This is a genomic window from Georgenia subflava, assembly GCF_009193155.1.
GTDB lineage: Bacteria > Actinomycetota > Actinomycetes > Actinomycetales > Actinomycetaceae > Georgenia > Georgenia subflava.
The window spans coordinates 659,670-682,538 of record NZ_VUKD01000001.1; the positions used below are offsets into that span (position 1 = coordinate 659,670).

Genomic DNA, 22,869 nt, shown 5'->3' on the forward strand with positions numbered 1-22,869 from the left:
GGGTATGGGTGCACCGGCCACCGGCGTGCGGTCCGCGGGCACGTCGGCCACCCGCGTGCCGTCCGCGGGCACGCCGGCCGCACGCGTGCCGTCCACCGGTGTGTGGTCCACAGCTGGGTGGTCCGCGCGCGCGCCGGCCACCGGGGCACCGCCCACTGGTGCGGCCGCGATCGCACCGCCCTCCGGGGTGCCGGTCGATGGTGTCGCGCCCGTCGGTACGGTGCCGGCCACGGCCGGCGCCTTGGCCGCGGTGAGTCGTTCGGACAGCTTCATCGCCTGCCTCCGCGGTGACGCGCCTTCCGCCGGCCGGACGCCGCTGCGCCCTGCCCGGCGACCTCCCGCGCACCGGTCGTCGACACGGCGGCCGGCACGGTCGTCCGCACGGCAGCCGCCTCGGGCGTGGTGTAGCGGCGGACGAGGGTGCGCAGGTGCTTGGTCACGGGGTCCCGGACCTCGCTCTGGAGCAGCGGCACGCCGGCGTTGACAGAGGCGAGAGCCGCCCGGGAACGCGGCAGCACCAGGTCCACGCCGGTGCCGAGGGTGGCCTCGACGTCGGCGACGGACAGTCCCCCGCGACGGTCGGCGAAGTTCAGCGCCACGTACCGGGCGTCGGGGAACATCCCCAGGGCGTCGAGGGTGTCCAGCTCCTTGCGCATGCCTCGTACGCCGGGCACGTCCATGCTGGTCACCAGCACGAGGTCGCTGGTCTCGTCCATCGCGGCAAGGGTGTGCTCCGAGAGTCCCGGCGCGGTGTCCACCACGACGTGGCGGAACTCCGAGGCGAGCATCGCGAGCAGTCTGCCGACGTCCTCGGCGGTCACGGCGTCGGCAGCGGCGGGCGAGTCGGAGCCGCAGAGCACGTACAGCCCGGTCTCGTGAACGGTGAGGAATGTCTTGAGCACCATGGTGTCGCGGCTCGCCGGGCCGTGGACGGCGTCGGCGAGGGAGTACTCGGCACGCAGGTTCAGCGCCGACGCGACGTCGCCGAACTGGATGTCCAGGTCGACCAGCACGGTCGAGTCCGGCTCCGCCCGGGCCAGGCCGACGGCGAGATTCGTCGCCACGGTGGTCTTGCCGACCCCGCCCTTGGGCGAGACGACGCTGATCACGCGACCGCGCGCGGCGGCAGCGTCGTCGTCGTGGCGCCCCGTCGCAGCGGCGGCTCGAGCCCGCGAGGCCCGGGCCGCGCGGTCCAGCACGGACCGGATGTCCGCGACGTCGGCACCAGGCTCGAGGATGTCGTGCACCCCGGAGCGCAGGGCAGCCAGACCGATCTCCGCCGGCCGGTCGCTGACGAGGACCACGGCGGTCCCCGGGTAGCCCGCCTCGACCCGTGCGGCGAGGGCGAGCGCCTCGTCGGCACCCGGGCCGGCGTCGAGCACGAGGACCTCGGGGGCGGCGGCGTCCGGCGGGCCGAACAGGTGCGCCGGCTCGGTGCGCAGCGCACCGGTCGTCAGGGCGAGGACAGCCTCGCCGCTGGCGTGCTGGACACGCTGGCGGAGGTCGGCGGACTCGGTGGCCAGGGCGATACGGCTCATTCGTACACGCTCGTCTCGTTCACGGCGCGGGTGCCGTCCTCGGGGGCGTCGCCCGGCTCGGCGGAGAGCCAGATCCCGCCGTGCTCGGCGGCCCAGACGATGCGCTCGGCGTCCGGGGCCGCGACGGCGAGCGTAACCATCACGCTGCCCTGCGGGACCGGTGCCGGCACCGCTTCGGCGCCCTCCGCGGTCGGCGTGGGCGGGGTGATCCCACCCTGGACGCGGGTCACGAGGACCTTGTGCAGGGCGAGGTGGGTCTCGCCGGACCGGGTGATGAACACACCGACGGTGTCGCCGGCGGCGAGGCTGCTGCCGAGCACCCGCTGGGACTCCAGCAGGACCGAGACCTCGTGCATGCCCGCCGGGACCTCCACGCGTGCGGGGTCGACGAGGGAGGCCGGGTCGGCGAAACGGCTGCCGAGCAGCTGTTCGCCGGGCAGCAGGTCCGTGGTGGCGACCAGTCCGTCGATCTCCGTGAGGCTCGCGACGGCCCCGCTGGCGACCATGCTGCGCGGCACGTCCGCGACGGTGACGAGCTCGGCGAGCTCCGCCGCCGGCGTTCCCGCGGCGACCGGCTCGACCACCTCGAGGACGGGGGTGGTCTCCATCCCGGCCATGGCGCGCTGGTCGGCACCGGCGACGTAGCCCACGAGCAGCACGGCGCCGACGACGGCGAGCAGGACCGCGGCGAGGGCGGCGACGATACGACGTGTCAAGGCTCGGCTCTCCTCAGCTGGTCAGGGAGACCACGGCGGCACCGAGCTGCGGTGCTGACGTGCCGTGGTCGAAGTCGGCGGACAAGTCGACGAACTCGGTGAAGTAGCCCTGCACGCAGCGGACGTTCCCCTTGCAGGTGCCGCTCGCGCTCCAGGAGTACTGCCCGACGAAGTGGTAGCCGGTGACGACGAACGCTGCGTAGCCGTACAGCCGGTACCAGGCGCTGGAGCCGGTGCCGCCGCTCGAGTCGAAGATCGGCAGCAGGACGGTGTCGCCCTGGACGGCCGTGAAGTCGGCAGTCGAGCAGCCGCTGGGCACGTTCTCGCCGGTGTCGGACCACAGCACCTGTCCGATCGCGCTGGTGGTCTGGCAGGAGCCCGCGTTGACGGTGAGCCACCCGAACCCGCCGGGCACGAGGTTGTTCGAGGGACCCGTGCAGCTGGTGCCCGAGCTCTTGGTGAAGTAGATGGTGCGCTCGGTGGTGCTCGAGGGCAGCCCGCCACCGGTCTGCGCCTGGAACTCGCACCAGGAGAACGCGAGCGGCAGGACGGCCGTGCCGCCGGTGGGTGCGCCCCAGCTGGCGGTGGCCTGAGTCGTGATGGTGCTCTCGTCGATGCCGAGCACCGGGGCGAACCAGTGCTCGCGGACCCCGGAGGTCTGCACCGTGACGCTGCCTGAGGACGGGCTGGGTGCCGGACCGACGATCGAGGCAGTGGCCTCGCCGTCGTCGATGTTCGCCTCCGCCAGACTCTGGGCGGTCGTCGCGGCGGGACCGCAGTCGTTGCGCGCGCAGTCCTGCGCGACGGCCAGTGCCGCGGCGTCCGCGCCGGTCTGGAGCTGCTGCTTCTCGGCCCACATGGCCGCGACGTCTACGGTGATGGCGCCGAACGCGAGCATCGGCACCAGGAGCAGGGCGACGACGACGTTGACGGCCCCGCGCTCGTCCTTCAGCCGTTGCATCGCATGGTCCCCTTGCCGGTCAGGGTGAGGTCGGCGCCGAAGGCGCCGGTGATGAAGTCCATCGGGTAGGTCACGGTGACGGTCGCCTGTGCCACCGGGCTGGTGGCGCTGACCGCACAGCTGCTCGGTGACACCTCGATCTGGGTGTCGGTCAGGTCGAGCCCGGGCGCGGCCGCCCTGGCGGTGGCGCGGGCCGCTGCGGCATCGTCCTGCAGGGCCATCACCCGCACGCCCTCCCGGGCCGCGCCGGACAGCGTGGTCTGCAGGTGGTAGGCCCGCCCGAACTCGGCGATCCCGAGCACGAGCAGGATCAGCAGGGGCACGACGAGGGCGAACTCGACGGCCGCAGCGCCGCGCTCGTCCTGATGCTTGCTCATCACTTGCCCCTCCAGCGGATTCGGTCTTCCGGTGCCGGTCCCGGCGCAGCGGTCGCTGTCACGACCGCCGCGCCGGTGACCGCGCCGGCATCGAGGCTCAGCCCGCGGTCGAGCCCTCGGTCGGGGAGACCTCGCTCAGCTCGGTCTGGACGTTCTCGAACAGGCCGCTGAGCTCGTCGCCCAGCAGGCTGACGGCGCCGATGATGACGACGGCGATGAGGCCGACCATCAGGCCGTACTCGACGGCGGTGGCGCCACGGTCCTTGCGGCCCTCGAAGCGGTCGCCCACCACGGTGAGCAGGGTGGTCATGAATGCAGCTGCACGGTTCATGGTGTCTTCCTTGAGTTGACGTTCCGGCCTCGGACCGGACCTGTGTGATCTCCACCGGGTCGGTCGATCCGGTGTCGATGTCGAGTGTGGGGGTACTTTGCGAATCACGCAACCTTTGTGTTGGAGCACACTTGCGTAGTTGTCCAACTTGCCTTTGCTGAACCGTTCAGAACCGTGTCGCGAGTTACCCACCTTCGCGTCCAGAATTCGTCAGAAGGCCCGGATTCGCATGCCGACGCGGAAGCCGACGACCTCGTCCTGCGGTCCAGGCCCGGTTGCCCGACTCCCCGGAGACCGACGGCGACGCTCGACTCGCGCCACCAACTCGCCGACCGCGACCGGGTGACAACCCGCGCGACGTCGGTCATTTACCTCATGAGCAAGTTCGCCGGGTCTGCACGATCGGATATATTGGGTTCCATGAGCGCACCTGAGCCCGGTCTGCGGGAGCTGAAGAAGCAGATGACCCGCGAGAACATCGCGGGTGCCGCTCTTCAGCTCACCCTGGAGAAGGGCCTGGACAGCGTCACGGTCGACGAGATCGCCCAGCTCGCCTTCGTCTCCCCGCGCACCGTCTCGAACTACTTCTCCTCCAAGGACGAGGCAGTGGTGGCCGCAGGCACACCCGACTGGCTCGAGGTCGTCGACACGTTCGGCGCCCGCGGGGAGGGCGAACGCCCGTTGACCACTCTGTGCGAGCTGTTCTCCGAGTTCGTGGGGACCCGCACCCCGGAGCAGCTCCGCGTCGCCCTGCAGATCGTGGACCTCGTCGACCGCTACCCCTCGTTGCGGCCCCACCAGACGGCCGCGTACGACACGCTGGAGGAAGCGCTCCGCGCGCGCGTGGCCGACCTGACCGGGACAGACGTCGAGAACGACGTGTATCCCTGGCTGGTCGCGGCGGCAGCCGTGTCGGCCGTCCGGTCGTCCGTACGGATCTGGGGCCGTGCGGGCGCGAAGCCCGATCAGCTGCCCGAGCTCCTCCAGACGGCGTTCAACCAGTTCAGCGACGGCCTGCCTTCCCCGCGACCGGCCGGTTCCGCGGACTGACACGGCGAGCGGCCCGGCGCACGGTCCGGACCGTGAGTCGGTGAGGGCGCCACCAGCGGAGCCTCCTGACATGATCGGGGCATGAGCTCGTCCGACGCCGAGGACCTGTCCGCTGCCGAGACGGAGCCAGGGGGCCGCCATGCCGCCCCGCTGCCCGACGTCGTCGAGGATCTCCTGGGTCCGCCGTGGGTGGCGCGGACGATCGGCCTCGGCCGGCGCACCGACGGCGGCGAGGAACCCGGTGCACCCGACGTCGCCACCCTCGTGCACCAGGAGGGCGCCGGCTCCGCGCCGCGGGCGGTCCTGTACCTCTCCGGTTTCACCGACTACTTCCACCAGGCTGAGCACGCCCAGGCGTGGATCGACTCCGGGTACGACTTCTACGCGCTGGACGTGCGCCGCACGGGTCGCTCGACCAACGGCCACCCCCGCCCGAACGACGTGCGGGACCTGCGGGTGCACGACGAGGAGATCGGCGCCGCGCTGGAGCTCGTCCGCGGCGACGGACACCGGCCGGTGGTGCTGCTGGGGCACTCCACCGGCGGCCTGCAGGCGGTGCTGTGGGCATCGGACCACCCTGGGAGCGTGGACGCCGTCGTGCTCAACTCGCCGTGGCTGGACCTCAACGCCGGCTGGGTCCAGCGGGTGCCGGTCACGGCGGCGGTCGACCGGCTGGGAGCCTGGCTGCCCAGCCTGCGGATCGGGGCCCTGGAGCAGGCCTACGGCCGCTACCTGCATGTGGACACCGGCGGCGACTGGGACTTCGACCTCACCCTCAAGCCGCACGAGGGCTTTCCGGCGCGCGCCGGGTTCATCCGGTCCGTGCGCCGGGCGCAGGCAGAGATCGGCCGCGGGCTGGACGTCTCCGTACCGGTGCTGCTGTGCTGCTCGACCCGGACCGGGGACAGCAAGGATCCCGGACCGGCCGACCTGTCCACCTCCGACGTCGTGCTCGACGTGGCGCAGATGATCTCGCGGGCGCCGATGATCGGCGAGGACGTGACGATCCTGCAGGTGCCCGGCGGCATCCACGACCTCGCCCTCGGCCCGGAGCCGGGCCGGGAGTACTACACGCGCAGCGCCATCGAGTGGGCGAGCTCGAAGCTGCCAGCACCCGTGCCCGACTGAAGGCGCACGTCCTACCGGCGCTCGGCCGGAATCTCCGGCTCGTCGGTTGCCCCGGCCTCGACGTCGGACGAGTCGACGTCGGACGGCTCAGCGTCAGGCGGCTCAGCGTCAGACGGCTCGGCATCGGACGGCTCGGCATCGGACGGCTCTTCGAGGAGATCGACGGTGTCGGCCGCCGGCTGGCCGGCGAGTGCCGCCGTCGTGCCGGGGTCCTCCCCCTCGAGCACCTCGCGGACCTCCGTGGGGGCGTCCCAGGTGCTGCGCAGCTCGGTGCCGCGCATGAAGCAGACGGCGACAAGGCCGATGATGGAGACCGCCGCGGCGATCCCGAAGAGCATGCCGATGCCGTCGCCGTACGCGTCGGTGATGACCCGGGCGGCCGCGTCCGGCAGGGTGCTGAGGTCCAGGGACGACGTCGACGCGTCCAGCGCCGCGGCGTCGACCCCCTGCTCGGCGTAACCGGCCCGGGCGAGGTCGGTGACCCGTAGCGCGTAGATGGCGCCCAGCACCTGGATGCCCATCGCACCGCCGAGCGTCCGGAAGAACGTCACGGTGGAGGTCGCGGCGCCGACGTCGCTGACCGGGACGGTGTTCTGCACAGCCAGCACGAGGTTCTGCATGGACGCACCGAGGCCGACGCCGGCGATGAGCAGGTACAGGCCGATGAGCCCCAGGTTCGTGGTCGCCCCGACGGTGGCCATCAGGGTCATGCCGAGCGCGAGCAGGGCGGAGCCGCCCACGACGTACGGCTTCCACCGGCCACTGGCGGTCACGAGCCTTCCGGCGACGGTGGAGGAGACGAGCAGGCCGACCATCAGCGGCAGGCCGAGCCAGCCGGCGACCGTCGGGGAGTACCCACGGCCGATCTGGAAGTACTGGCCGAGGAAGACGTTGGCACCGAACATGACGGTGCCGACCGCCAGGCTGGCGATGATGGCCAGCACGGTGGTGCGCTCGGTGAGGATCTTCATCGGGACGACCGGCTCGTCTGCCCGCAGCTCGACGAGGACGAACAGGGCGACCACGAGAACCGCACCACCGACCATCGCGGCGGTCTGCCACGACGCCCATGCGAAGGCGTGGTCGGCGAAGGAGACCCACACCAGCACCAGCGTGGCGGCGACGGAGATCAGGGCCGCGCCCAGCCAGTCGATCTTCGCGCCCGGCCGACCCTCGCCCGGGACCTTGAGGTTGCGCCAGATGACTCCCATCGCGAGCAGCATGAAGGGGATGGCGCTCCAGTAGCACCAGCGCCAGCCGAGCCACGGGATGTCGACGATGATGCCGCCGATGAGCGGTCCGGACACAGTAGCGACGGCCATGACGGCGCCCATGTACCCGTTGTAACGGCCGCGCTGCCGGGGCGGGATGATCGTGGCGATGATGATCTGCACCAGGACCTGGAGCGCCCCCATGCCCAGTCCCTGGATGATCCGGACGCCGATGAGCATGCCCGCCGAGGTGGCTGCGCCGGACAAGAGCGAGCCGAGCGTGAAGAGCCCCATGGCGGCCAGGAGCAGCTTCTTCTTGTCGGTGAGGTCGGCGAGCTTGCCGGCGATCGGGGTCACCGCCGTCGAGGCGAGGATCGCCGAGGTGATGATCCAGGTGTACTGCTGCTGCGTGCCCCCGATCTCGGCGACGATCACCGGCAGCGCGTTGCCGACCACGGTGTTGGACAGCATCGCGACGAACAGGGTGATCAGCAGCCCGGTGAGAACCTTGAGGATCTGCTGGTGCTCGGCATGCGCAGCCGCCGCCTGTGCCGGGCTCATGCCGGCGTAGATCTTCTTGGCGGTGAGGTCCTTCTTCTTGCTCACGCAGGGTCCTTGGCTGGTTCGGTGTGCGGAAGTGCGGAGAGACGGGCATAGGCGTCCGTGGACGCCTGGGTGAGGGCGGCGAGGTCGTCGGCGAGCCGGGAGATGCGCTCGACCGGCCACTGCGCCATGGACTCGGCGACGGCGCGCACGTGCAGGTCACGCACTCGGCGCACCCGCTCCCGGCCGGCGTCGGTCAGAGAGACCAGGGCGGCCCGCCCGTCCTCAGGGTCGGGGCGCCGGGCGATGAGCCCGAGGCGCTCGAGCCCGGCCGCCTGCCGGCTGACCACCGAGGGGTCGACGAGCTGCGCCTCGGCGAGGCTCGCGACACGGCACTCCCCGCTCCGGCTCAGGGTCAGCAGGAGCTGCACCTGCGTGGGCTGGAGGTCGAAGCGACGGGCCACGAGCTCGGACGACCCGCGGCTACGGCGCCCGAGCGCGGCGAGCTCGTCCAGGACGCGCACGGACGCGACGCGTCGGGATTCGGACGTTCCGGACATGGCTACCACCATACATCTACATGCACCATGCAACTAATTTGCACCAGGTGCTTCTCGTCACGTCACCTGCCGCCTCTCGGTGCCGGGCGGCGCCGGCCGGCTCAACCACGGCCCCACGGACCGGTTAGTCCGGCCTGCCGCTCGGTGGGTGGTGGCGCCCCTGTTTCTCCCGCGGCTCGACCGCCGCCCCTTCAGCCCAGGAGCAGCATGACGGCCAGCGCGATCATCACGACGCCGATGACGACGTCGAGAACCCGCCAGGTGCCGGGCCGCCTCATCACCGGGGAGACGGCGCGGGCACCGAACCCGAGGGTCGTGAACCAGAGGACGCTGCCGCAGACGGCGCCGGCGGCGAACAGCCAGCGTCCGTCGCCGTACTGGTTCGCGACGGAGCCGAGCATGAGGACCGTGTCGAGGTACACGTGCGGGTTGAGGTAGGTGAGCGCGAGCGTGGTGGCGACCACCGTGCGGCGCCCCGAGCCGCCGCTCTCCAGCGGGTCGAGAGCTTGCGGCCGACGCGCCTTCCACAGCGACCGGGCACCGTAGGCGGCAAGGTACGCGGCGCCGATCCACCGGAGCGCCGTCAGCACCGCCGGGCTCTCCTGAACGAGCACCCCCACGCCGCTCACACCGATCAGGATGAGCAGGGCGTCCGACACGGCGCAGATGGCGACGACGAGGCCGACGTGGGTACGAGTCAGGCCCTGCCTGAGGACGTAGGCGTTCTGGGCGCCGATGGCCACGATGAGGGCGAGGCCGGTCAGCAGGCCGGACACAGCTGCGGTCACGGACCGAACTTAGCGGGGTGCAGCGCCCGGGCCGGACACCCAGCCCCCGGGCCGGACGCTCAGCACCCGAGCCGCCTACTCCGTCGCACCCGTGGGTTGCCAGGCGGCCCGCTCCTGGGTGGACATCAGGACGCAGAACTCGTTGCCCTCCGGGTCGGCGAAGACCACCCAGCCCGATCCGGGACCGTACTGCCCGCGGCGGTCCGCCAGCTCACGGGCACCGGACCGACGTATGCGTTCCACCTCTTCGTCACGGGTGCCGTCTCGTGGCCGGAGGTCGAGGTGGACGCGGTTCTTGACGACCTTGCCCTCGGGCACCTCGATGAACAGCAGCCGGTGGTCGGTGTCCGGGTCGCGGATCATGCACTCCTCGTCGCCCGGCCGGTTCGGGTCGTCGTCGAGATCGACGTAGCCGAGGAGGTTCTTCCACCATGTGCTCAGCTCGTACGCGTCGCTGCAGTCGAAGGTGGTGTGCGAGACGAAGGAGGTCATGCGTCGTCACCCTTCTCCCTTCGGACGGGCGTGTCACGGGTATTCCGCGCGGTGTCGCCGTCGCGTCTGCCACGTCGTCAGGCCGGACGACCGACGACGGCACAGACACCCCCCTGCTCTGTCCGTGCCGCCGCGGTCCGTCCGTCCCCCGACCGCGCGCCGATGCCACCGCTGGCCGGGCCGGAGGTCCCGACCACCCGCTGGTGGGCGCTCAGTGGTTGCGCAGCGCCTTGATCAGCTCGTCCTTCTTCATGTCGGAGCGACCCTCGATGCCGATCTCCTTGGCGCGGTCCTGGAGCTCGTCGACGGTCCAGTCCTCGTAGGCCTGAGACTCCCCGCCCCGCTCCCCCACCTTCTCGCGAGAGTCTCGCGCCGAGGCGTTGGCGATACGGGCCGCCTTCTCCTTCGAGGCACCGTCCTCGCGGACCGCCTCGTAGACGTCCTTGTCCTTCACGCTGGGGCCCGGGTCGCCCTTGTCTGAGTTCTTCGGCACGTCGCACTCCTCTCGGTCCCGTCCAGTCTGGAGCGCCTCGGGACGGCCCGCATCTCGGGACGGGCGTCCCGAGACGAGAGACGGCGGGTCAGCCTCGCACGTCGTGGAGGTGGTGCAGCACGTCGTGCAGGAGGTACTGGCTGAGCGTGCGCACGGTGAAGTGGGAACCGTTCGAGCGCAGCCCGGGCCGCTCCCACTCGTGCGGGGGCACCGCGGCGAACTCCTGCGCCACGCGGCGGCCGGCATCCGCCAGCTTCTGCGAGACCGCGGCCGGGTCCTGCTCGCCGTAGCGTCCGGCCGCCGCCGCTGCGTCCTGGTCCCAGTCCGGGAACGTCGGCTCGTCCTGCTCGAGCATGAGCGCCAGGCGACCGCCCATGACCGCGAAGACGTCGGTGACGTGCGCGCCGTACTCCAGCGGAGACCAGGTCGACTCGTCGGGCCGCTCGGTCACGTCCGGTCGGGCCAGCACCGCCTGCCAGCGACCGACCGCGTCCTGCAGCGTCTCGGCGACGCTCGCCGGCGTCTGTGCGGCCACCTCGGCGCCGCACTCGTCGCAGCGGCGCTGGAGCACCCATGTCCAGTCCTTGGTGTCCGGCTCGATCGCCATGACGGCTCCTCCCGATGGTCCCGTTCGGACCACACTAGGTGTTGATCTTGTCCCCGTCGGAGGCCAGCGAGTCGCCGGTCGAGACCTGCCAGCTCTCCAGCCGCGGGTCCGCCAGGATCGCCGAAACGAGCTCGGCACTCCCGCCGACGACGGTGGAGTCGAAGTCGATCTCGGTGGCCACGCACCAGGAGGTGTCCTGCGGCCAGAACAGGTTCGGGCTCTGAGGGATGAACCAGTCACTCGCCGGCCAGTCGCCCATCAGTGCGGCCGCGCGCAGCGGGGCGCGGTAGACGAGGTACTCGCGCTGCGGGATCTGCAACGAGGCGTGCGCGCGCGGTCCGGACCGGTCGAACTCGGCGAACCCGTGGGCGGTGAAACCGTAGGGAACGAGCTGCTGGAGCTGGCCGTAGCCGTCCCACAGCGCGGAGAAGCACGTCTTTGTCGCAGGGGTGAAGGGCTCGAGGACGTCGAGCAGGGCGTGCAGGCAGTGCTGGGGCAGGTTGCCGATGTCAGGCGCCCATGCGGCCTCGGGCGCCGGGACAGCCGCGACGGCTGGCGCCGCGATCGCCTCCCACTGGGCGAGTGCGTGCATCCGGCGTCCGTTCCGGCGGACGATCTCGGCCCAGGTCACCCACTCGCCGCCGCGTGCGGGGCTCGGGTGGAGGATGCGTACGTAGGCATCGAAGCCCCTGGGGACCACCGAGCCGACCCAGCCGCCGAACGGTCCGAGGCGGGGCGCGATCCAGTTCTCGAAGTCCCCGTCGGCCGCCCGCACGAGCTCGATGTCTTCCACACCCCCATGGTGGCGCAGCCCTCCCCGTCGCGCCGCGGCCCGCGGCGCAGCCTGCGCCCGCCGCGCCCGTCGGCAGACCTGCCTACAGTGAACCCATGCGCCTGCTGCCCCTCGTCGACCCGGGTCCGCCGCTGACCCGCGAGCAGGTGCAGCGCTACTCCCGCCACCTCCTGCTCTGCCAGCTCGGCGACGTCGGCCAGCGCCGGCTGCTCGCCGCCCGCGTGCTCGTCATGGGCGCCGGCGGGCTCGGCTCCCCCGCCCTGCAGTACCTCGCCGCGGCGGGCGTCGGCCGCATCGGGATCGTCGACGACGACGTCGTGGACGCCTCGAACCTCCAGCGCCAGGTCATCCACTCCCTCGCCGACGTCGGCCGCCCGAAGGTCGACTCCGCCGCCGAGCAGATCGCGGGCCTCAACCCCGACGTCGAGGTGATCCGGCACCACCTGCGCCTGGATGCCGCGAACGCCCACGAGATCCTCGCCGGCTACGACCTCGTCCTCGACGGCACCGACAACTTCCCCACCCGGTACCTCGTCAACGACGTCTGCGCCGAGCTGGGCATCCCGCTGGTCTGGGCATCGATCCTGCGCTTCGACGCCCAGGTGGCCGTCTTCTGGTCCCGCCCGCGCCCGGCAGCCATCGGGCCCGACGGCGCAGCAAGCGGTCCCGCGCCCGTCGCCGGTCGCACCGGAGGTGCGCCGCCGTCCCCCGACGGCGCAGCGAGCGGGGACACGACGTCGCCCGACGACGGTGCCGCCCGCCCGGCCGGCGTCACCCTGCGTGACCTCTTCCCCACGCCGCCGCCGGAGGGCACGACCCCGTCCTGCGGGCAGGCCGGGGTCCTCGGGGCGATGTGCGGGCAGGTCGGCTCGATCATGGCCGCCGAGGCGGTCAAGCTCATCACGGGCACCGGCGAGCCGCTGCTCGGCCGGGTGCTCGTCCTCGACGTCCTCGCGGCCCGGTGGAGCGAGCTGCCCGTGCGGCCCCGCGCCGGCGCCCACGCACCGGCGAGCCTCGTCGAGCTCGGCTACGACCCGGCCGGCAGCCCGCCGGGCAGCCCGGCGGCAGCTCTGTGCGCCGTACCGGGGTCCACGCCCCCCGCCGCGACCGCGCTGCCGGTGATCACCGTCCGCACGCTCGCCCAGCGCCTCGCCGCCCGCGAGCGCGGCAGCGACGACTTCGTCCTGCTGGACGTGCGCGAGGTCCCCGAGCGCAGCATCGTCACGATCCCCGGCGCCGTGTCCATCCCCCTCGCCGAGGTCCTGGCAGACCCGGAGTCCGCGGTGCACCGGCTCGACCTCGCCCATCCCGGCGGGGTCGCGCGCGAGCTGGTCGTGCACTGCCGCAGCGGGCAGCGCTCGGCACAGGCGGTCCGCGCGCTCACCGACGCCGGGGCCCGAGCCGTCAACGTCGAGGGCGGCGTGCTGGCGTGGGTGGCCGACATCGACCCCACCCTGCCCACCTACTGAGCGAACCGACGACCGAGAGGGCCACATGATCACCGTCGAGGAGCACCGGGCTGCCGTGCTGGCCGCCGTCGCCCCGCTCGAGCCGCGGCAGGTCCCGCTCACCGAGGCGCTGGACTGCGTGCTCGCCGAGGACGTGGTCGCCACGCTCGCCGTGCCACCCTTCGACAACTCCGCCATGGACGGCTACGCGGTGCGCACCGAGGACGTGGCGACGGCGGCCGGGACGACGCCGGTGCGGCTGCACGTGGTCGCGGACCTGCCCGCCGGCTCGGGCGAGCGTCCCGAGGTCCTGCCCGGCACGGCGGTACGCATCATGACCGGCGCCCCGATGCCGCCCGGGGCGGACACGATCGTCCCGGTCGAGCAGACCGACCAGCACGTGGGCCCGGGGGCGGGCAGCGCGCTGCCCGAGGTGGTCGAGATCCGCGCGTCCGCGGCGGTGGGCGCACACCTGCGCCGGGCAGGCGAGGACGTCTCCGTCGGCGCGCCGGTCCTCCCGGCCGGCGTCGAGCTCGGCGCCCGCGAGCTGTCCACCGCCGCCTCGACCGGGCACGGCACGCTGCCGGTGCGTCCGCGGGTGCGGCTCGGGGTGCTGTCCACCGGCTCCGAGCTCGTCGCCCCTGGCACGGCGCTGGAGCACGGCCAGATCCCCGACTCGAACTCGACCCTGGTGGCCGGCCTGGCCGCCACCTCCGGGGCACGGCCCGTGCCGCTGGGCTCCGTGGTGGACGACGCCGGGGCGCTGCGGGCGCGGCTGCGCGACAGCCTGCCCGACGTCGACGCGATCGTCACCACCGGCGGCGTCAGCGCCGGCGCCTACGACGTCGTCAAGGAGGTCCTCGCCCCGCTCGGCGAGGTCACCTTCTCCGCCGTCGCCATGCAGCCGGGCAAGCCGCAGGGCTTCGGCGTGCTGCGCGACGGCGGCCGCGCGGTGCCGATCTTCTGCCTGCCGGGCAACCCGGTGAGCGTCTTCGTCAGCTACCTGGCCTTCGTCGAGCCGGCGCTGCGGGTCATGTCCGGCCAGGGCACCACCGACGAGCCCGAGACCCTGCGCCCGCCGCTGCTCGAGGCCGTGGTGGAGGTCGGCTGGACGTGCCCGCCAGGGCGTCGTCAGTACATGCCCGTGGTGCTCGAGGAGAGCGAGGACGACGCCGGCACCAGGGTGCTGCTCGCCCATCCGGCCGCGGCGGGCGGCTCGGGCTCGCACCTGGTGGCCTCCCTTGCCCGGGCCCACGCGCTCGCGATCGTCGAGGCCGACGTCGAGTCCGTGGCGGTGGGGGACGTCGTGACCGTCATGATGGTGCCGTGAACGAGATCCGCCTGACCCACCTCGACGACGCCGGGCACGCCCGGATGGTCGACGTCACCGCCAAGCAGCCGACGGTTCGCGAGGCGGTGGCCACCGGCGAGGTCCGCTGCTCCGCCACGGTGATGGACGCGCTGCGCGAGGGCACGGTCCCCAAGGGCGACGTGCTCGCCGTCGCGCGCGTCGCCGGGATCGCCGCGGCGAAGAAGACGCCCGAGCTGCTCCCCCTGGCGCACACCATCGGCGTGCACGGCGCGAGCGTCGACCTTGAGCTCGCCGAGGACCGCGTGGTCATCACCGCCACGGTGCGCACGGCCGACCGCACCGGTGTGGAGATGGAGGCGCTGACCGCCGTGTCCGTCGCCGCGCTGGCGGTGGTGGACATGGTCAAGGGCGTGGACCGCTCGGCCGAGATCACCGGCGTCAAGGTCGTCGCCAAGTCCGGCGGCCGCTCCGGCGACTGGCGCCGGCCGAGCGACTGATGACCTCGGGGCCCGCCCCGGCCGGACCCGCGGCCGGACCTGCCTTCGACGCGGTGGTCCTCGCGGGCGGGACGGGACGACGCCTCGGCGGTGCCGCGAAGCCGGAGGTCACCCTGCACGGACGGCGCCTGCTCGACCACGCGCTCGGTGCGACGGCGGGCGCCGGCCGGGTCGTCGTCGTCGCGCCGCCTGCGGTCGATGTGCCGGCCGGGGTGGTCCGGGCCCTGGAGGACCCGCCCCACGGCGGACCCGTGGCCGGTGTCGCGGCGGGGCTCGCCGCGCTCGGCCCCGCCCCCGCGCCCGTCGTCCTCGTCCTCGCGTGCGACGTGCCCGGCGCGGGCGCCGCGGTGCCACGCCTCCTCGCGGCGGCCGCGGGCACCGGGGACGACGGCGCGGCGCGCCCGGACGGCGCGTGCCTGGTCGACGACGCCCGTCGGGAGCAGTGGCTCGTCGCGGTCTACCGCACCGACCGCCTGCGGGCGGCGCTGGCCGGCGAGGACGTTCGCGGCATGCCGGTACGGGCGGTCGCTCGCCGGCTCACCCTCGTCGCGGTGCCCGCACGGCCCGGAGAGGCGGCCGACGTCGACACCTGGGAGCAGCTGCGCGACCTCGAGGGGGCGGGCGGCGCCGGGCACGACAAGGCCCCGCCACTTCCGTGACGGGGCGTTCGGCGTCTGCCGACGGGGCAGGCGTCAGATGACGAAGGTGACCGGGTCGCGGTCGGCCAGCTCGTACTGCGCGATGACGTCGGCGATCCAGGAGATGTAGCTTCGCATTGGCACTCCAGCGTTGTTCGGGATGTGTCTCCGAGCACGCCCTTGGGCACGTGAGCGGACCGATGGCCCGCCCACCCACCCTATCTCGTTGAATGCTCAACGACCTAACGGCGCCCCGGGTCATCACCCGGCGAGCAGGTCCGGCAGGGCTTGGACCGCCGTGGCGACGGCGACGACGGCCAGGAGGACACCGAAGGCGAGCGAGAGCCGGTCGGCCGACGCACGCCGGGAGAACCGCGCACCGAGCAGCCCGCCGACCATGGACGCCAGGGCGAAGGCGACGACGAGCGGCCAGTCGACCGCGGCGAGCTCGGACGCACGACCGGCGAGCCCGGTGACCGAGTTCAGCACGATGACCAGCAGTGAGGTGCCGACGGCCTCGCGCATGCCGACCCTCAGCACCAGGACCAGCGCCGGCACGACGGCGAAGCCGCCGCCCACACCGAAGAACCCGGTGAGCAGACCCGTGAGCGAGGCGGCGAGGAGCACGACGACGGCGCGGCGGATGCCGCGTGCGGCTCCCCGTGCGGCCGGCGTCGAACCGGTCCCGGCCGGTCCCGCCGCGTCGACCCCAGCGGCGGTCTCCGTCACCTCGTCCGGCGGCGCGTCGATCGCTCTCGGGTCGCTTTCGTCCGTCTCGGCCGCCTCGTCCGTCTCGGCCGCCTCGTCCGCGTCGGCCGCCTCGGCCGTCTCACCGCCGCCCCGGCGGATCCGGGCAGCCAGCCAGGAGCGGCGCAGCATGAGGACCGCGACGACCACCAGCAGCCCCGCGAAGGCAGCCATCAGGACCCCGGGCGCCACCGCGACCGACAGCCGCGCACCGAGATACGCCCAGACCGCTCCGAGCACCCCGAAGGCAAGCCCCTCACGCCCGCGCACATGGTGCCGGAGCGCGTGCGGCACGAGCGCCGCCAGCGAGGTCGCGCCCACGATGACCAACGAGGCGGTCGCCGCCGCGTGGGGGTCGAGGCCGAGGAGGTAGACGAGGATCGGGACGGTGAGGATGCCGCCCCCACCGCCGAGGGCGCCGACGACCGCACCGACCGCCAGCCCGATGAGCGCAGCCAGCAGGGTCACGCGCGGACCACGCGGTGGTCGCCGCCACGCAGCTGGTCGACCACGTGCTGCACGAGCGGGCCGACGACCGCGACGGCGTCGCGCACCCCACCGGGCGAGCCCGGGACGTTGACGACGAGCGCCTCGCCGTCGCGTCCGGACGCGATCCCCGCGAGCCCCCGGGAGAGCACGGCTGCCGGTACGGCGGCGGCCCCACGGGCGCGAATCGCCTCGGCGATGCCGGGGAGCTCGCGGCTCAGGACCGGACGGGTCCCCTCGGGGGTCCGGTCCCGGGGCGAGATCCCGGTGCCGCCGGTCGTCACCACCACGCGTGCGCCGCGGCCGAGCGCCGTCCGCAGGGCGCTCTCCACGTGGCCGGCACCGTCGGGGACGACCACGACGTCGGCCACCACGCCGACCTCGGCGAGAAGCTCGGCGGCGAGGGGGCCGGAACGGTCCTCCGCCTCTCCGCGCGCACACCGGTCCGAGACCGTCACGACGACGCCGCGGATCACCGCCGCGCCCGAGGGCCGATGGGCAGGCCGCTCCGGCCGGGGCGTGTGGTGATGAGGCACGACCCCACGGTACCGAGCGGTGGGCTGCCGGCTCCCGGGTGCCCGCGACGGGCGGCGAGGGAGCACGTCGCCCGCACCGGAAGAATCAGCACAAATACCCCCGGTAGTTCGACATCGAGATAAACTCCGGCTGAACGACGGACAACGCGCGGCGACACCGCAACAAAGCACCGGACGACCCGCGGCACGGTCCCACTCGCCACCTCCGCCCACCCGCCCGGACGGCCGAAGAGTCCTCGGACCCTGGGACGAAAGTCCCGCTATCCTGCGGCTTCCACGACCGGACGTCGTCTTGGTCACACCGGGTCGATCCGGACCAATACCGTGAAAATCACAGAGTCGCATCTTCTCGCGGACAATTTTACGAAAGCCTCTCGTCACCTAATTCAAATACCGACGGGAATGGTCGGCGCGCGGTAGATCAAACCGCCGCCGACGTGCATAATCAGGCGCACGGCCGGCCACGTCGCCGGGCCGCACAGCAGCACGAGCAGGGGAGCCAGATGTCCGCCGTCCCGTCCCGCAGCGAGGTACCGGTCACGGAGGCGACCAACCGCCCGAACCTGATGCTCGTGCTCGCGACGCTCGGCTTCATGCTGAACTTCTGGGCCTGGTCCCTCATCGGGCCGCTCGGCGACGTCTACCGTGCCGAGCTCGACCTCGACCCCATCGAGGTCTCCGTCGCCGTGGCGGTGCCCGTCATCGTCGGTTCCCTCGGCCGCATCCCGGTCGGAGCGCTGACCGACAGGTTCGGCGCCCGCGTGATGTTCCCCGTCGTCACCCTGCTGACGATCATCCCCACGCTCTTCGTCGGCCTCCTCGCCAGCAGCTTCCCGCTGCTCATCGTCGGCGGGTTCTTCCTGGGCCTGGGCGGCACGACCTTCGCGATCGGCGTGCCCTTCGTCAACCGGTGGTTCACCCCCGAACGGCGCGGCACCGCGCTCGGCATCTTCGGGATGGGCACCGCCGGCACCGCGGTGGCGGCCTTCACCACCGTGGCGATCGCCGACGCCTACGGTCGGTCCGCGCCGTTCATCCTGGTCTCCGTGCTGCTCGCCGCCTACGCGGTGCTCGCCTGGGCCCTGGTGCGGGACGCACCGGGCCGGGCCGCACCGACGGGCTCCTTCTTCGCCCGCACGTGGGCGACGGTGAAGCTCCCCGCGACCGGCCAGCTCGCCCTCATCTACGCGCTGGGCTTCGGCGGGTTCGTGGCGTTCAGCGTCTACCTGCCCACCTATCTCACCACCGCGTTCGACCTCAGCCGCGGGGACGCGTCGCTGCGCACCGCCGGGTTCGTGGTGCTCGCCGTCGTCGCCCGTCCGGTCGGTGGCTGGCTCTCCGACCGGTGGCACCCGGTGCCGGTGCTGACCGTGTGCTTCGTGGTCGCCGGCGCCATGGCGGCGCTGGCCTCCCTCGAGCTCGAGCTCCTGCCGGCCGGCACGGTGGCCTTCCTCGGTCTCGCCGCCACGCTCGGTGCCGCCTCCGGCGCCTGCTTCGCGCTCGTGTCGAAGGTCGCCCCGGCCGACAAGGTCGGCTCGGTCACCGGCATCGTCGGCGCCGCCGGCGGCCTCGGCGGCTTCTTCCCGCCGCTGGTCATGGGCGCCGTGTACAGCGCGACCGGCGAGTACACCCTCGGCCTGGTGCTGCTGGCCGTGTCAGCCTTCGCGATAGCCGCCTTCACCTGGTGGCCGGTACGTCGCGCCTCGAGGACCGACTGAGACGCGGCCCGGCCCGCGCCGCCCCTGACGGAAGGACGAGAGAAGAGATGACGACGACGAAGCCCGAGGGATCAGTGACCGGCGGCGCCGGCGAGGAGGCCCTTCTCAAGCTCGGCACCTTCCTCCGGCGGGCGAAGGCCTCGCCGGACCTGCGCGCGGTCTTCCTCGAGGGGGGCCGCGAGGGCGACGCGTTCTACCGGGACCGCTGGTCCCACGACAAGGTCGTGCGCTCGACCCACGGCGTGAACTGCACGGGCTCGTGCTCCTGGAAGGTCTACGTCAAGGACGGCATCATCACCTGGGAGACGCAGCAGACCGACTACCCCTCGGTCGGCGCGGACATGCCCGAGTACGAGCCGCGCGGCTGCCCGCGCGGCGCGGCCTTCTCCTGGTACACCTACTCCCCCACCCGGGTGCGGTACCCCTACGTGCGGGCCACCCTGCTCAACCTCTACCGCGAGGCCAGGACGCGGTTCGCCGATCCCGTCGACGCCTGGGCCGACGTCGTCGAGGACCCCGCGCGCGCCAAGCAGTACAAGGCCGCCCGCGGCAAGGGCGGGCTCGTGCGCGCCACGTGGGACGAGGTCGAGGAGCTCGTCGCCGCCGCGCACGTCTACACCACCCGTCAGTACGGACCGGACCGGCTGGCCGGCTTCACCCCGATCCCGGCGATGTCCCAGGTCTCCTATGGCGCCGGCTCGCGCTTCTACTCGCTGATGGGCGGCCACATGCTGTCCTTCTACGACTGGTACGCCGACCTGCCGATGGCCTCGCCGCAGATCTGGGGAGACCAGACCGACGTGCCCGAGTCCGCCGACTGGTTCAACTCCGCCTACCTGATGATGTGGGGCTCGAACATCCCGGTCACCCGCACCCCGGACGCGCACTACATGACCGAGGCGCGCTACCGCGGGCAGAAGGTCGTCGCCGTCTCCCCCGACTACGCCGACAACACCAAGTTCGCGGACGAGTGGCTGGCAGTGCACCCGGGTACCGACGGCGCGCTCGCCCTGGCGATGGGGCACGTGATCCTCAGCGAGTTCCACGTCCGGGACCGCACCCCGCGCTTCATGGAGTACATGAAGCGGTTCACCGACTCCCCCTTCCTCGTCACCCTCGACGAGCGCGACGGCGCCTACGTCCCGGGCAAGTTCCTCACCGCCGCGGACCTCGCCGACGACGCCGACCACGGGCACCTGGCGAAGGCCGAGAACCCGGCGTTCCGCACCGTCCTGCTCGACGACGACGGCACGCCCGTCGTCCCGAACGGCACCCTCGGCGACCGCTTCGGCCCCGACGGCGCCGGCCGGTGGAACCTCGACCTCGGCACGACCGACCCCGTCCTGACCCTGGCGGACCTCGCCGACGCCGAGCCCGTCGCCGTCGACCTGCCCCGCTTCGACATCGCCCCGACGGCGGAGTCCGGCGAGGCCGGCGCGCACACCGGCGGCGCCGGTGCCGTCCGCCGCGGCGTCCCCGCCCGCCGGGTCGGCGGGCGGCTCGTCACCACGGTCTACGACCTGCTGCTCGCCCAGTACGGCGTCGCCCGCGACGGGCTGCCCGGCACCTGGCCGGCCGGCTACGACGACACCTCCACCCCCGGCACCCCGGCGTGGCAGGAGGAGCTGACCGGCGTGCCGGCCGCGGCCGCCGTGCGCATCGGGCGCGAGTTCGCCCAGAACGCGGTCGACTCGGACGGCCGGTCGATGATCATCATGGGCGCCGGCGTCAACCACTACTTCCACGCCGACACCATCTACCGCGCCATGATCGCGCTGACGACGATGACCGGTTGCCAGGGCGTCAACGGCGGCGGGTGGGCGCACTACGTGGGCCAGGAGAAGGTCCGGCCGATCACCGGCTTCCAGCAGTACGCCTTCGCCCTGGACTGGCAGCGCCCGGCCCGGCAGATGACGGCGACGTCGTTCTGGTACCTGGCAACCGACCAGTGGCGCTACGACGGGCTGCCGGCCGACACCCTCGCCTCCCCGCTCGCCCGCGGCACCTTCTCCGGGCGCACGACGGCGGACACCCTGGTCGAGGCCGTCAAGCGCGGGTGGACGCCGAGCTTCCCCACCTTCGACAAGAATCCGCTGCTCATCACGCAGGAGGCGGCGCAGGCCGGCAAGGAGGTCCCCCAGCACATCGTCGACGAGCTCGTCGCCGGGAACCTGCGCTACGCCGTCGAGGACCCCGACGCCCCCGAGAACTTCCCCCGGGTGCTCACCGTGTGGCGCTCGAACATCCTCGGCTCCTCCGCCAAGGGCAACGAGTACTTCCTCAAGCACCTGCTCGGCACCGAGGCGTCCGTCCGGGCGCCCGAGTCCGGGCCCGAGCGCCGCCCGCGGGACATGGTCTGGCGGGAGACGGCACCCGAGGGCAAGGTCGACCTGCTCACCACCATCGACTTCCGTATGACGTCGACGACCCTGTTCTCCGACGTCGTGCTGCCGGCCGCGACCTGGTACGAGAAGTTCGACCTCTCCAGCACCGACATGCACCCGTTCGTGCACGCCTTCACGCCGGCGATCAACCCGCCGTGGGAGACGCGGACCGACTTCGCGATCTTCCAGCAGCTCGCGGCGAAGGTCGGCGAGCTCTCCGCCGGGCACCTGGGGGTCCACCGCGACGTGATCGCCGCACCGCTGGCGCACGACACCCCGGACGAGCTGGCCACCCCGCGGGGCGCCGTCGCCGCGATGGACGAGCTGCCACCCACGCCCGGCGTCACGATGCCGAAGCTCATCGTGATCGAGCGGGACTACCCCAACATCTCCGCGAAGTTCAACGCCCTCGGGCCCCTGCCGGACTCCATCGGCATGATGACCAAGGGGGTGAAGTTCGACCCGACCGAGGAGGTGCAGGCGCTCGGCAAGAAGAACGGCCGGGCGACGTCGGGGATCGCGGCCGGGCGCCCCCTGCTGGACAAGGACACCAAGGCCTGCGAGATGATCCTGTCCTTCTCGGGCACGACCAACGGGCGCCTGGCCACCCAGGGCTTCGAGAACGTGGAGCAGCGCACCGGCACGAAGCTCGCGGACCTCTCCGCCGACCACGCCGGCACCCGGATCACGTTCGCCGACACGCAGCTGCGCCCGCAGGCCGTGGTGACCTCGCCGGAGTGGTCCGGCTCCGAGCACGGCGGACGGCGGTACTCGGCCTTCGTCATCAACGTCGAGCGCCTCAAGCCGTGGCACACCCTGACCGGCCGCCAGCACTTCTTCCTCGACCACGACTGGATGAGCGAGATCGGGGAGAACCTGCCGGTCTTCCGGCCGCCGCTGGACATGCACCGCCTGTTCGGCGACGCGATCCCGGGCGACACCTCACCCACCGGGGCCCCGGGCTCCGAGGGCCATGCCGAGGTGGCCGTGCGCTACCTCACGCCGCACTCGAAGTGGTCGATCCACTCCGAGTACCAGGACAACCTGTTCATGCTCTCGCTCTCCCGCGGCGGCCCGAACATCTGGATGTCCCCGAAGGACGCGGCGAAGATCGGCGTCAAGGACAACGAGTGGATCGAGGCGTACAACCGCAACGGCGTCGTCGTGGCCCGGTCGGTGGTCTCCCACCGCATGCCGGAGGGGACGGTGTACATGCACCACGCCACGGACCGCACGATCGACGTCCCGCTCGCCGAGACGTCCGGCAACCGCGGCGGCATCCACAACTCCCTGACCCGCGTGCTGCTCAAGCCCAGCCACCTCATCGGTGGCTACGCGCAGCTGTCCTACGCGTTCAACTACATCGGCCCGACCGGCAACCAGCGCGACGAGGTCACGGTCATCCGCCGCCGCAGCCAGGAGGTGCAGTACTGATGACGGAACGGCGAGCTCCGCAGCGAGGTACGAACGAGGGCGAGCGTGACCGTATGACGGAACGGCGAACTCCGCAGCGAG

22 protein-coding genes are annotated in these 22,869 nt (G+C 72.5%); 8 read left to right on the top strand and 14 right to left on the bottom strand.

Annotated features, from left to right (window positions below; all coding sequences use genetic code 11):
• Positions 1 to 269 precede the first annotated feature (269 nt).
• The 5 genes from GD748_RS03025 to GD748_RS03045 all read right to left on the bottom strand — a co-directional run bounded on the left by GD748_RS03025 (position 270) and on the right by GD748_RS03045 (position 3,902).
• Positions 270 to 1,538: an AAA family ATPase gene (locus GD748_RS03025; RefSeq protein WP_152193700.1), complete on the bottom strand. Its 1,269-nt coding sequence runs from the start codon at positions 1,536 to 1,538 to the stop codon at positions 270 to 272.
• Positions 1,535 to 2,254: a Flp pilus assembly protein CpaB gene (cpaB, locus tag GD748_RS03030; protein WP_152193701.1), complete on the bottom strand. Its 720-nt coding sequence runs from the start codon at positions 2,252 to 2,254 to the stop codon at positions 1,535 to 1,537. The genes GD748_RS03025 and cpaB overlap by 4 nt, the downstream gene beginning before the upstream one ends.
• Before the next feature lie 13 nt (positions 2,255 to 2,267).
• Complete coding sequence (locus tag GD748_RS03035; RefSeq protein ID WP_152193702.1) at positions 2,268 to 3,215, bottom strand: pilus assembly protein TadG-related protein; 948 nt, start codon at positions 3,213 to 3,215, stop codon at positions 2,268 to 2,270.
• Complete coding sequence (locus GD748_RS03040) at positions 3,203 to 3,592, bottom strand: TadE family protein (protein ID WP_152193703.1); 390 nt, start codon at positions 3,590 to 3,592, stop codon at positions 3,203 to 3,205. Before GD748_RS03040 ends, GD748_RS03035 begins: the two co-directional genes overlap by 13 nt.
• Positions 3,593 to 3,689: 97 nt before the next feature.
• Positions 3,690 to 3,902, bottom strand: a complete 213-nt coding sequence (locus tag GD748_RS03045; protein ID WP_226920854.1) for a Flp family type IVb pilin — start codon at positions 3,900 to 3,902, stop codon at positions 3,690 to 3,692.
• A gap of 441 nt (positions 3,903 to 4,343) precedes the next feature.
• On the opposite strand from GD748_RS03045, the gene GD748_RS03050 reads away from it, so the two are divergent.
• Complete coding sequence (locus tag GD748_RS03050) at positions 4,344 to 4,973, top strand: TetR/AcrR family transcriptional regulator (RefSeq protein WP_193312788.1); 630 nt, start codon at positions 4,344 to 4,346, stop codon at positions 4,971 to 4,973.
• A gap of 81 nt (positions 4,974 to 5,054) precedes the next feature.
• Positions 5,055 to 6,101 carry an alpha/beta hydrolase gene (locus tag GD748_RS03055; protein WP_226920691.1) on the top strand — a complete coding sequence of 349 codons (1,047 nt, stop codon included), beginning with the start codon at positions 5,055 to 5,057 and terminating at the stop codon, positions 6,099 to 6,101.
• Positions 6,102 to 6,112: 11 nt separating this feature from the next.
• On the opposite strand, the gene GD748_RS03060 is transcribed toward GD748_RS03055, so the two are convergent.
• The 7 genes from GD748_RS03060 to GD748_RS03090 form a co-directional block, all read right to left on the bottom strand.
• Positions 6,113 to 7,918, bottom strand: a complete 1,806-nt coding sequence (locus tag GD748_RS03060) for an MDR family MFS transporter (protein ID WP_226920693.1) — start codon at positions 7,916 to 7,918, stop codon at positions 6,113 to 6,115.
• Entirely contained in the window at positions 7,915 to 8,415 is a 501-nt protein-coding gene (locus GD748_RS03065; RefSeq protein WP_193312789.1) for a MarR family winged helix-turn-helix transcriptional regulator, read from the bottom strand. The genes GD748_RS03060 and GD748_RS03065 overlap by 4 nt, the downstream gene beginning before the upstream one ends.
• A 191-nt stretch (positions 8,416 to 8,606) precedes the next feature.
• Positions 8,607 to 9,203: a LysE/ArgO family amino acid transporter gene (locus GD748_RS03070; RefSeq protein ID WP_152193707.1), complete on the bottom strand. Its 597-nt coding sequence runs from the start codon at positions 9,201 to 9,203 to the stop codon at positions 8,607 to 8,609.
• A gap of 75 nt (positions 9,204 to 9,278) precedes the next feature.
• Entirely contained in the window at positions 9,279 to 9,695 is a 417-nt protein-coding gene (locus tag GD748_RS03075; protein ID WP_152193708.1) for a VOC family protein, read from the bottom strand.
• 211 nt (positions 9,696 to 9,906) lie between these two features.
• The gene (locus GD748_RS03080) at positions 9,907 to 10,188 is read right to left on the bottom strand and encodes a DUF7218 family protein (protein WP_152193709.1); all 282 of its coding nucleotides are present in this window, start codon (positions 10,186 to 10,188) and stop codon (positions 9,907 to 9,909) included.
• A gap of 88 nt (positions 10,189 to 10,276) precedes the next feature.
• Positions 10,277 to 10,795, bottom strand: coding sequence for a DinB family protein (locus tag GD748_RS03085; protein ID WP_152193710.1), 519 nt, complete (start codon positions 10,793 to 10,795; stop codon positions 10,277 to 10,279).
• A gap of 34 nt (positions 10,796 to 10,829) precedes the next feature.
• Positions 10,830 to 11,588 (bottom strand): hypothetical protein, encoded by a 759-nt coding sequence (locus GD748_RS03090; RefSeq protein WP_152193711.1) that lies wholly within the window; start codon positions 11,586 to 11,588, stop codon positions 10,830 to 10,832.
• A gap of 95 nt (positions 11,589 to 11,683) precedes the next feature.
• Here GD748_RS03090 and GD748_RS03095 point away from each other — a divergent pair, with 95 nt between their 5' ends.
• The 4 genes from GD748_RS03095 to mobA are packed head-to-tail and all read left to right on the top strand — an operon-like array spanning position 11,684 to position 15,504.
• Complete coding sequence (locus tag GD748_RS03095; RefSeq protein ID WP_152193712.1) at positions 11,684 to 13,057, top strand: ThiF family adenylyltransferase; 1,374 nt, start codon at positions 11,684 to 11,686, stop codon at positions 13,055 to 13,057.
• 25 nt (positions 13,058 to 13,082) lie between these two features.
• Positions 13,083 to 14,366, top strand: coding sequence for a molybdopterin molybdotransferase MoeA (locus GD748_RS03100; RefSeq protein ID WP_152193713.1), 1,284 nt, complete (start codon positions 13,083 to 13,085; stop codon positions 14,364 to 14,366).
• A 5-nt stretch (positions 14,367 to 14,371) separates the two neighbouring features.
• Positions 14,372 to 14,845 (top strand): cyclic pyranopterin monophosphate synthase MoaC, encoded by a 474-nt coding sequence (moaC, locus tag GD748_RS03105; RefSeq protein ID WP_152194352.1) that lies wholly within the window; start codon positions 14,372 to 14,374, stop codon positions 14,843 to 14,845.
• Complete coding sequence (gene mobA / locus GD748_RS03110; RefSeq protein ID WP_152193714.1) at positions 14,845 to 15,504, top strand: molybdenum cofactor guanylyltransferase; 660 nt, start codon at positions 14,845 to 14,847, stop codon at positions 15,502 to 15,504. Before moaC ends, mobA begins: the two co-directional genes overlap by 1 nt.
• A 240-nt stretch (positions 15,505 to 15,744) precedes the next feature.
• Here mobA and GD748_RS03115 read toward each other — a convergent pair whose 3' ends face one another.
• Positions 15,745 to 16,698: a sulfite exporter TauE/SafE family protein gene (locus GD748_RS03115; protein ID WP_152193715.1), complete on the bottom strand. Its 954-nt coding sequence runs from the start codon at positions 16,696 to 16,698 to the stop codon at positions 15,745 to 15,747.
• Positions 16,695 to 17,252 carry a MogA/MoaB family molybdenum cofactor biosynthesis protein gene (locus GD748_RS19770; protein ID WP_452176672.1) on the bottom strand — a complete coding sequence of 186 codons (558 nt, stop codon included), beginning with the start codon at positions 17,250 to 17,252 and terminating at the stop codon, positions 16,695 to 16,697. Before GD748_RS19770 ends, GD748_RS03115 begins: the two co-directional genes overlap by 4 nt.
• Positions 17,253 to 17,818: 566 nt before the next feature.
• Here GD748_RS19770 and GD748_RS03125 point away from each other — a divergent pair.
• Together GD748_RS03125 and GD748_RS03130 are read left to right on the top strand one after the other, a co-directional pair.
• Positions 17,819 to 18,970: an MFS transporter gene (locus GD748_RS03125; protein ID WP_452176678.1), complete on the top strand. Its 1,152-nt coding sequence runs from the start codon at positions 17,819 to 17,821 to the stop codon at positions 18,968 to 18,970.
• A 47-nt stretch (positions 18,971 to 19,017) separates the two neighbouring features.
• Positions 19,018 to 22,788 carry a nitrate reductase subunit alpha gene (locus tag GD748_RS03130; RefSeq protein ID WP_152193718.1) on the top strand — a complete coding sequence of 1,257 codons (3,771 nt, stop codon included), beginning with the start codon at positions 19,018 to 19,020 and terminating at the stop codon, positions 22,786 to 22,788.
• Positions 22,789 to 22,869 lie beyond the last annotated feature (81 nt).

What these genes read in the sequence shown, in the direction of transcription:
- GD748_RS03095 (WP_152193712.1), top strand. Translation starts at nt 11,684, where the DNA reads ATGCGCCTGCTGCCCCTCGTCGACCCGGGTCCGCCGCTGACCCGCGAG.
- GD748_RS03100 (WP_152193713.1), top strand. Translation starts at nt 13,083, where the DNA reads ATGATCACCGTCGAGGAGCACCGGGCTGCCGTGCTGGCCGCCGTCGCC.
- GD748_RS03065 (WP_193312789.1), bottom strand. Translation starts at nt 8,415, where the DNA reads ATGTCCGGAACGTCCGAATCCCGACGCGTCGCGTCCGTGCGCGTCCTG.
- GD748_RS03130 (WP_152193718.1), top strand. Translation starts at nt 19,018, where the DNA reads ATGACGACGACGAAGCCCGAGGGATCAGTGACCGGCGGCGCCGGCGAG.
- GD748_RS03085 (WP_152193710.1), bottom strand. Translation starts at nt 10,795, where the DNA reads ATGGCGATCGAGCCGGACACCAAGGACTGGACATGGGTGCTCCAGCGC.
- GD748_RS03050 (WP_193312788.1), top strand. Translation starts at nt 4,344, where the DNA reads ATGAGCGCACCTGAGCCCGGTCTGCGGGAGCTGAAGAAGCAGATGACC.
- GD748_RS03035 (WP_152193702.1), bottom strand. Translation starts at nt 3,215, where the DNA reads ATGCAACGGCTGAAGGACGAGCGCGGGGCCGTCAACGTCGTCGTCGCC.
- GD748_RS03025 (WP_152193700.1), bottom strand. Translation starts at nt 1,538, where the DNA reads ATGAGCCGTATCGCCCTGGCCACCGAGTCCGCCGACCTCCGCCAGCGT.
- GD748_RS03075 (WP_152193708.1), bottom strand. Translation starts at nt 9,695, where the DNA reads ATGACCTCCTTCGTCTCGCACACCACCTTCGACTGCAGCGACGCGTAC.
- GD748_RS03045 (WP_226920854.1), bottom strand. Translation starts at nt 3,902, where the DNA reads ATGACCACCCTGCTCACCGTGGTGGGCGACCGCTTCGAGGGCCGCAAG.
- GD748_RS03055 (WP_226920691.1), top strand. Translation starts at nt 5,055, where the DNA reads ATGAGCTCGTCCGACGCCGAGGACCTGTCCGCTGCCGAGACGGAGCCA.
- GD748_RS03040 (WP_152193703.1), bottom strand. Translation starts at nt 3,592, where the DNA reads ATGAGCAAGCATCAGGACGAGCGCGGCGCTGCGGCCGTCGAGTTCGCC.
- GD748_RS03125 (WP_452176678.1), top strand. Translation starts at nt 17,819, where the DNA reads ATGCTCGTGCTCGCGACGCTCGGCTTCATGCTGAACTTCTGGGCCTGG.
- mobA (WP_152193714.1), top strand. Translation starts at nt 14,845, where the DNA reads ATGACCTCGGGGCCCGCCCCGGCCGGACCCGCGGCCGGACCTGCCTTC.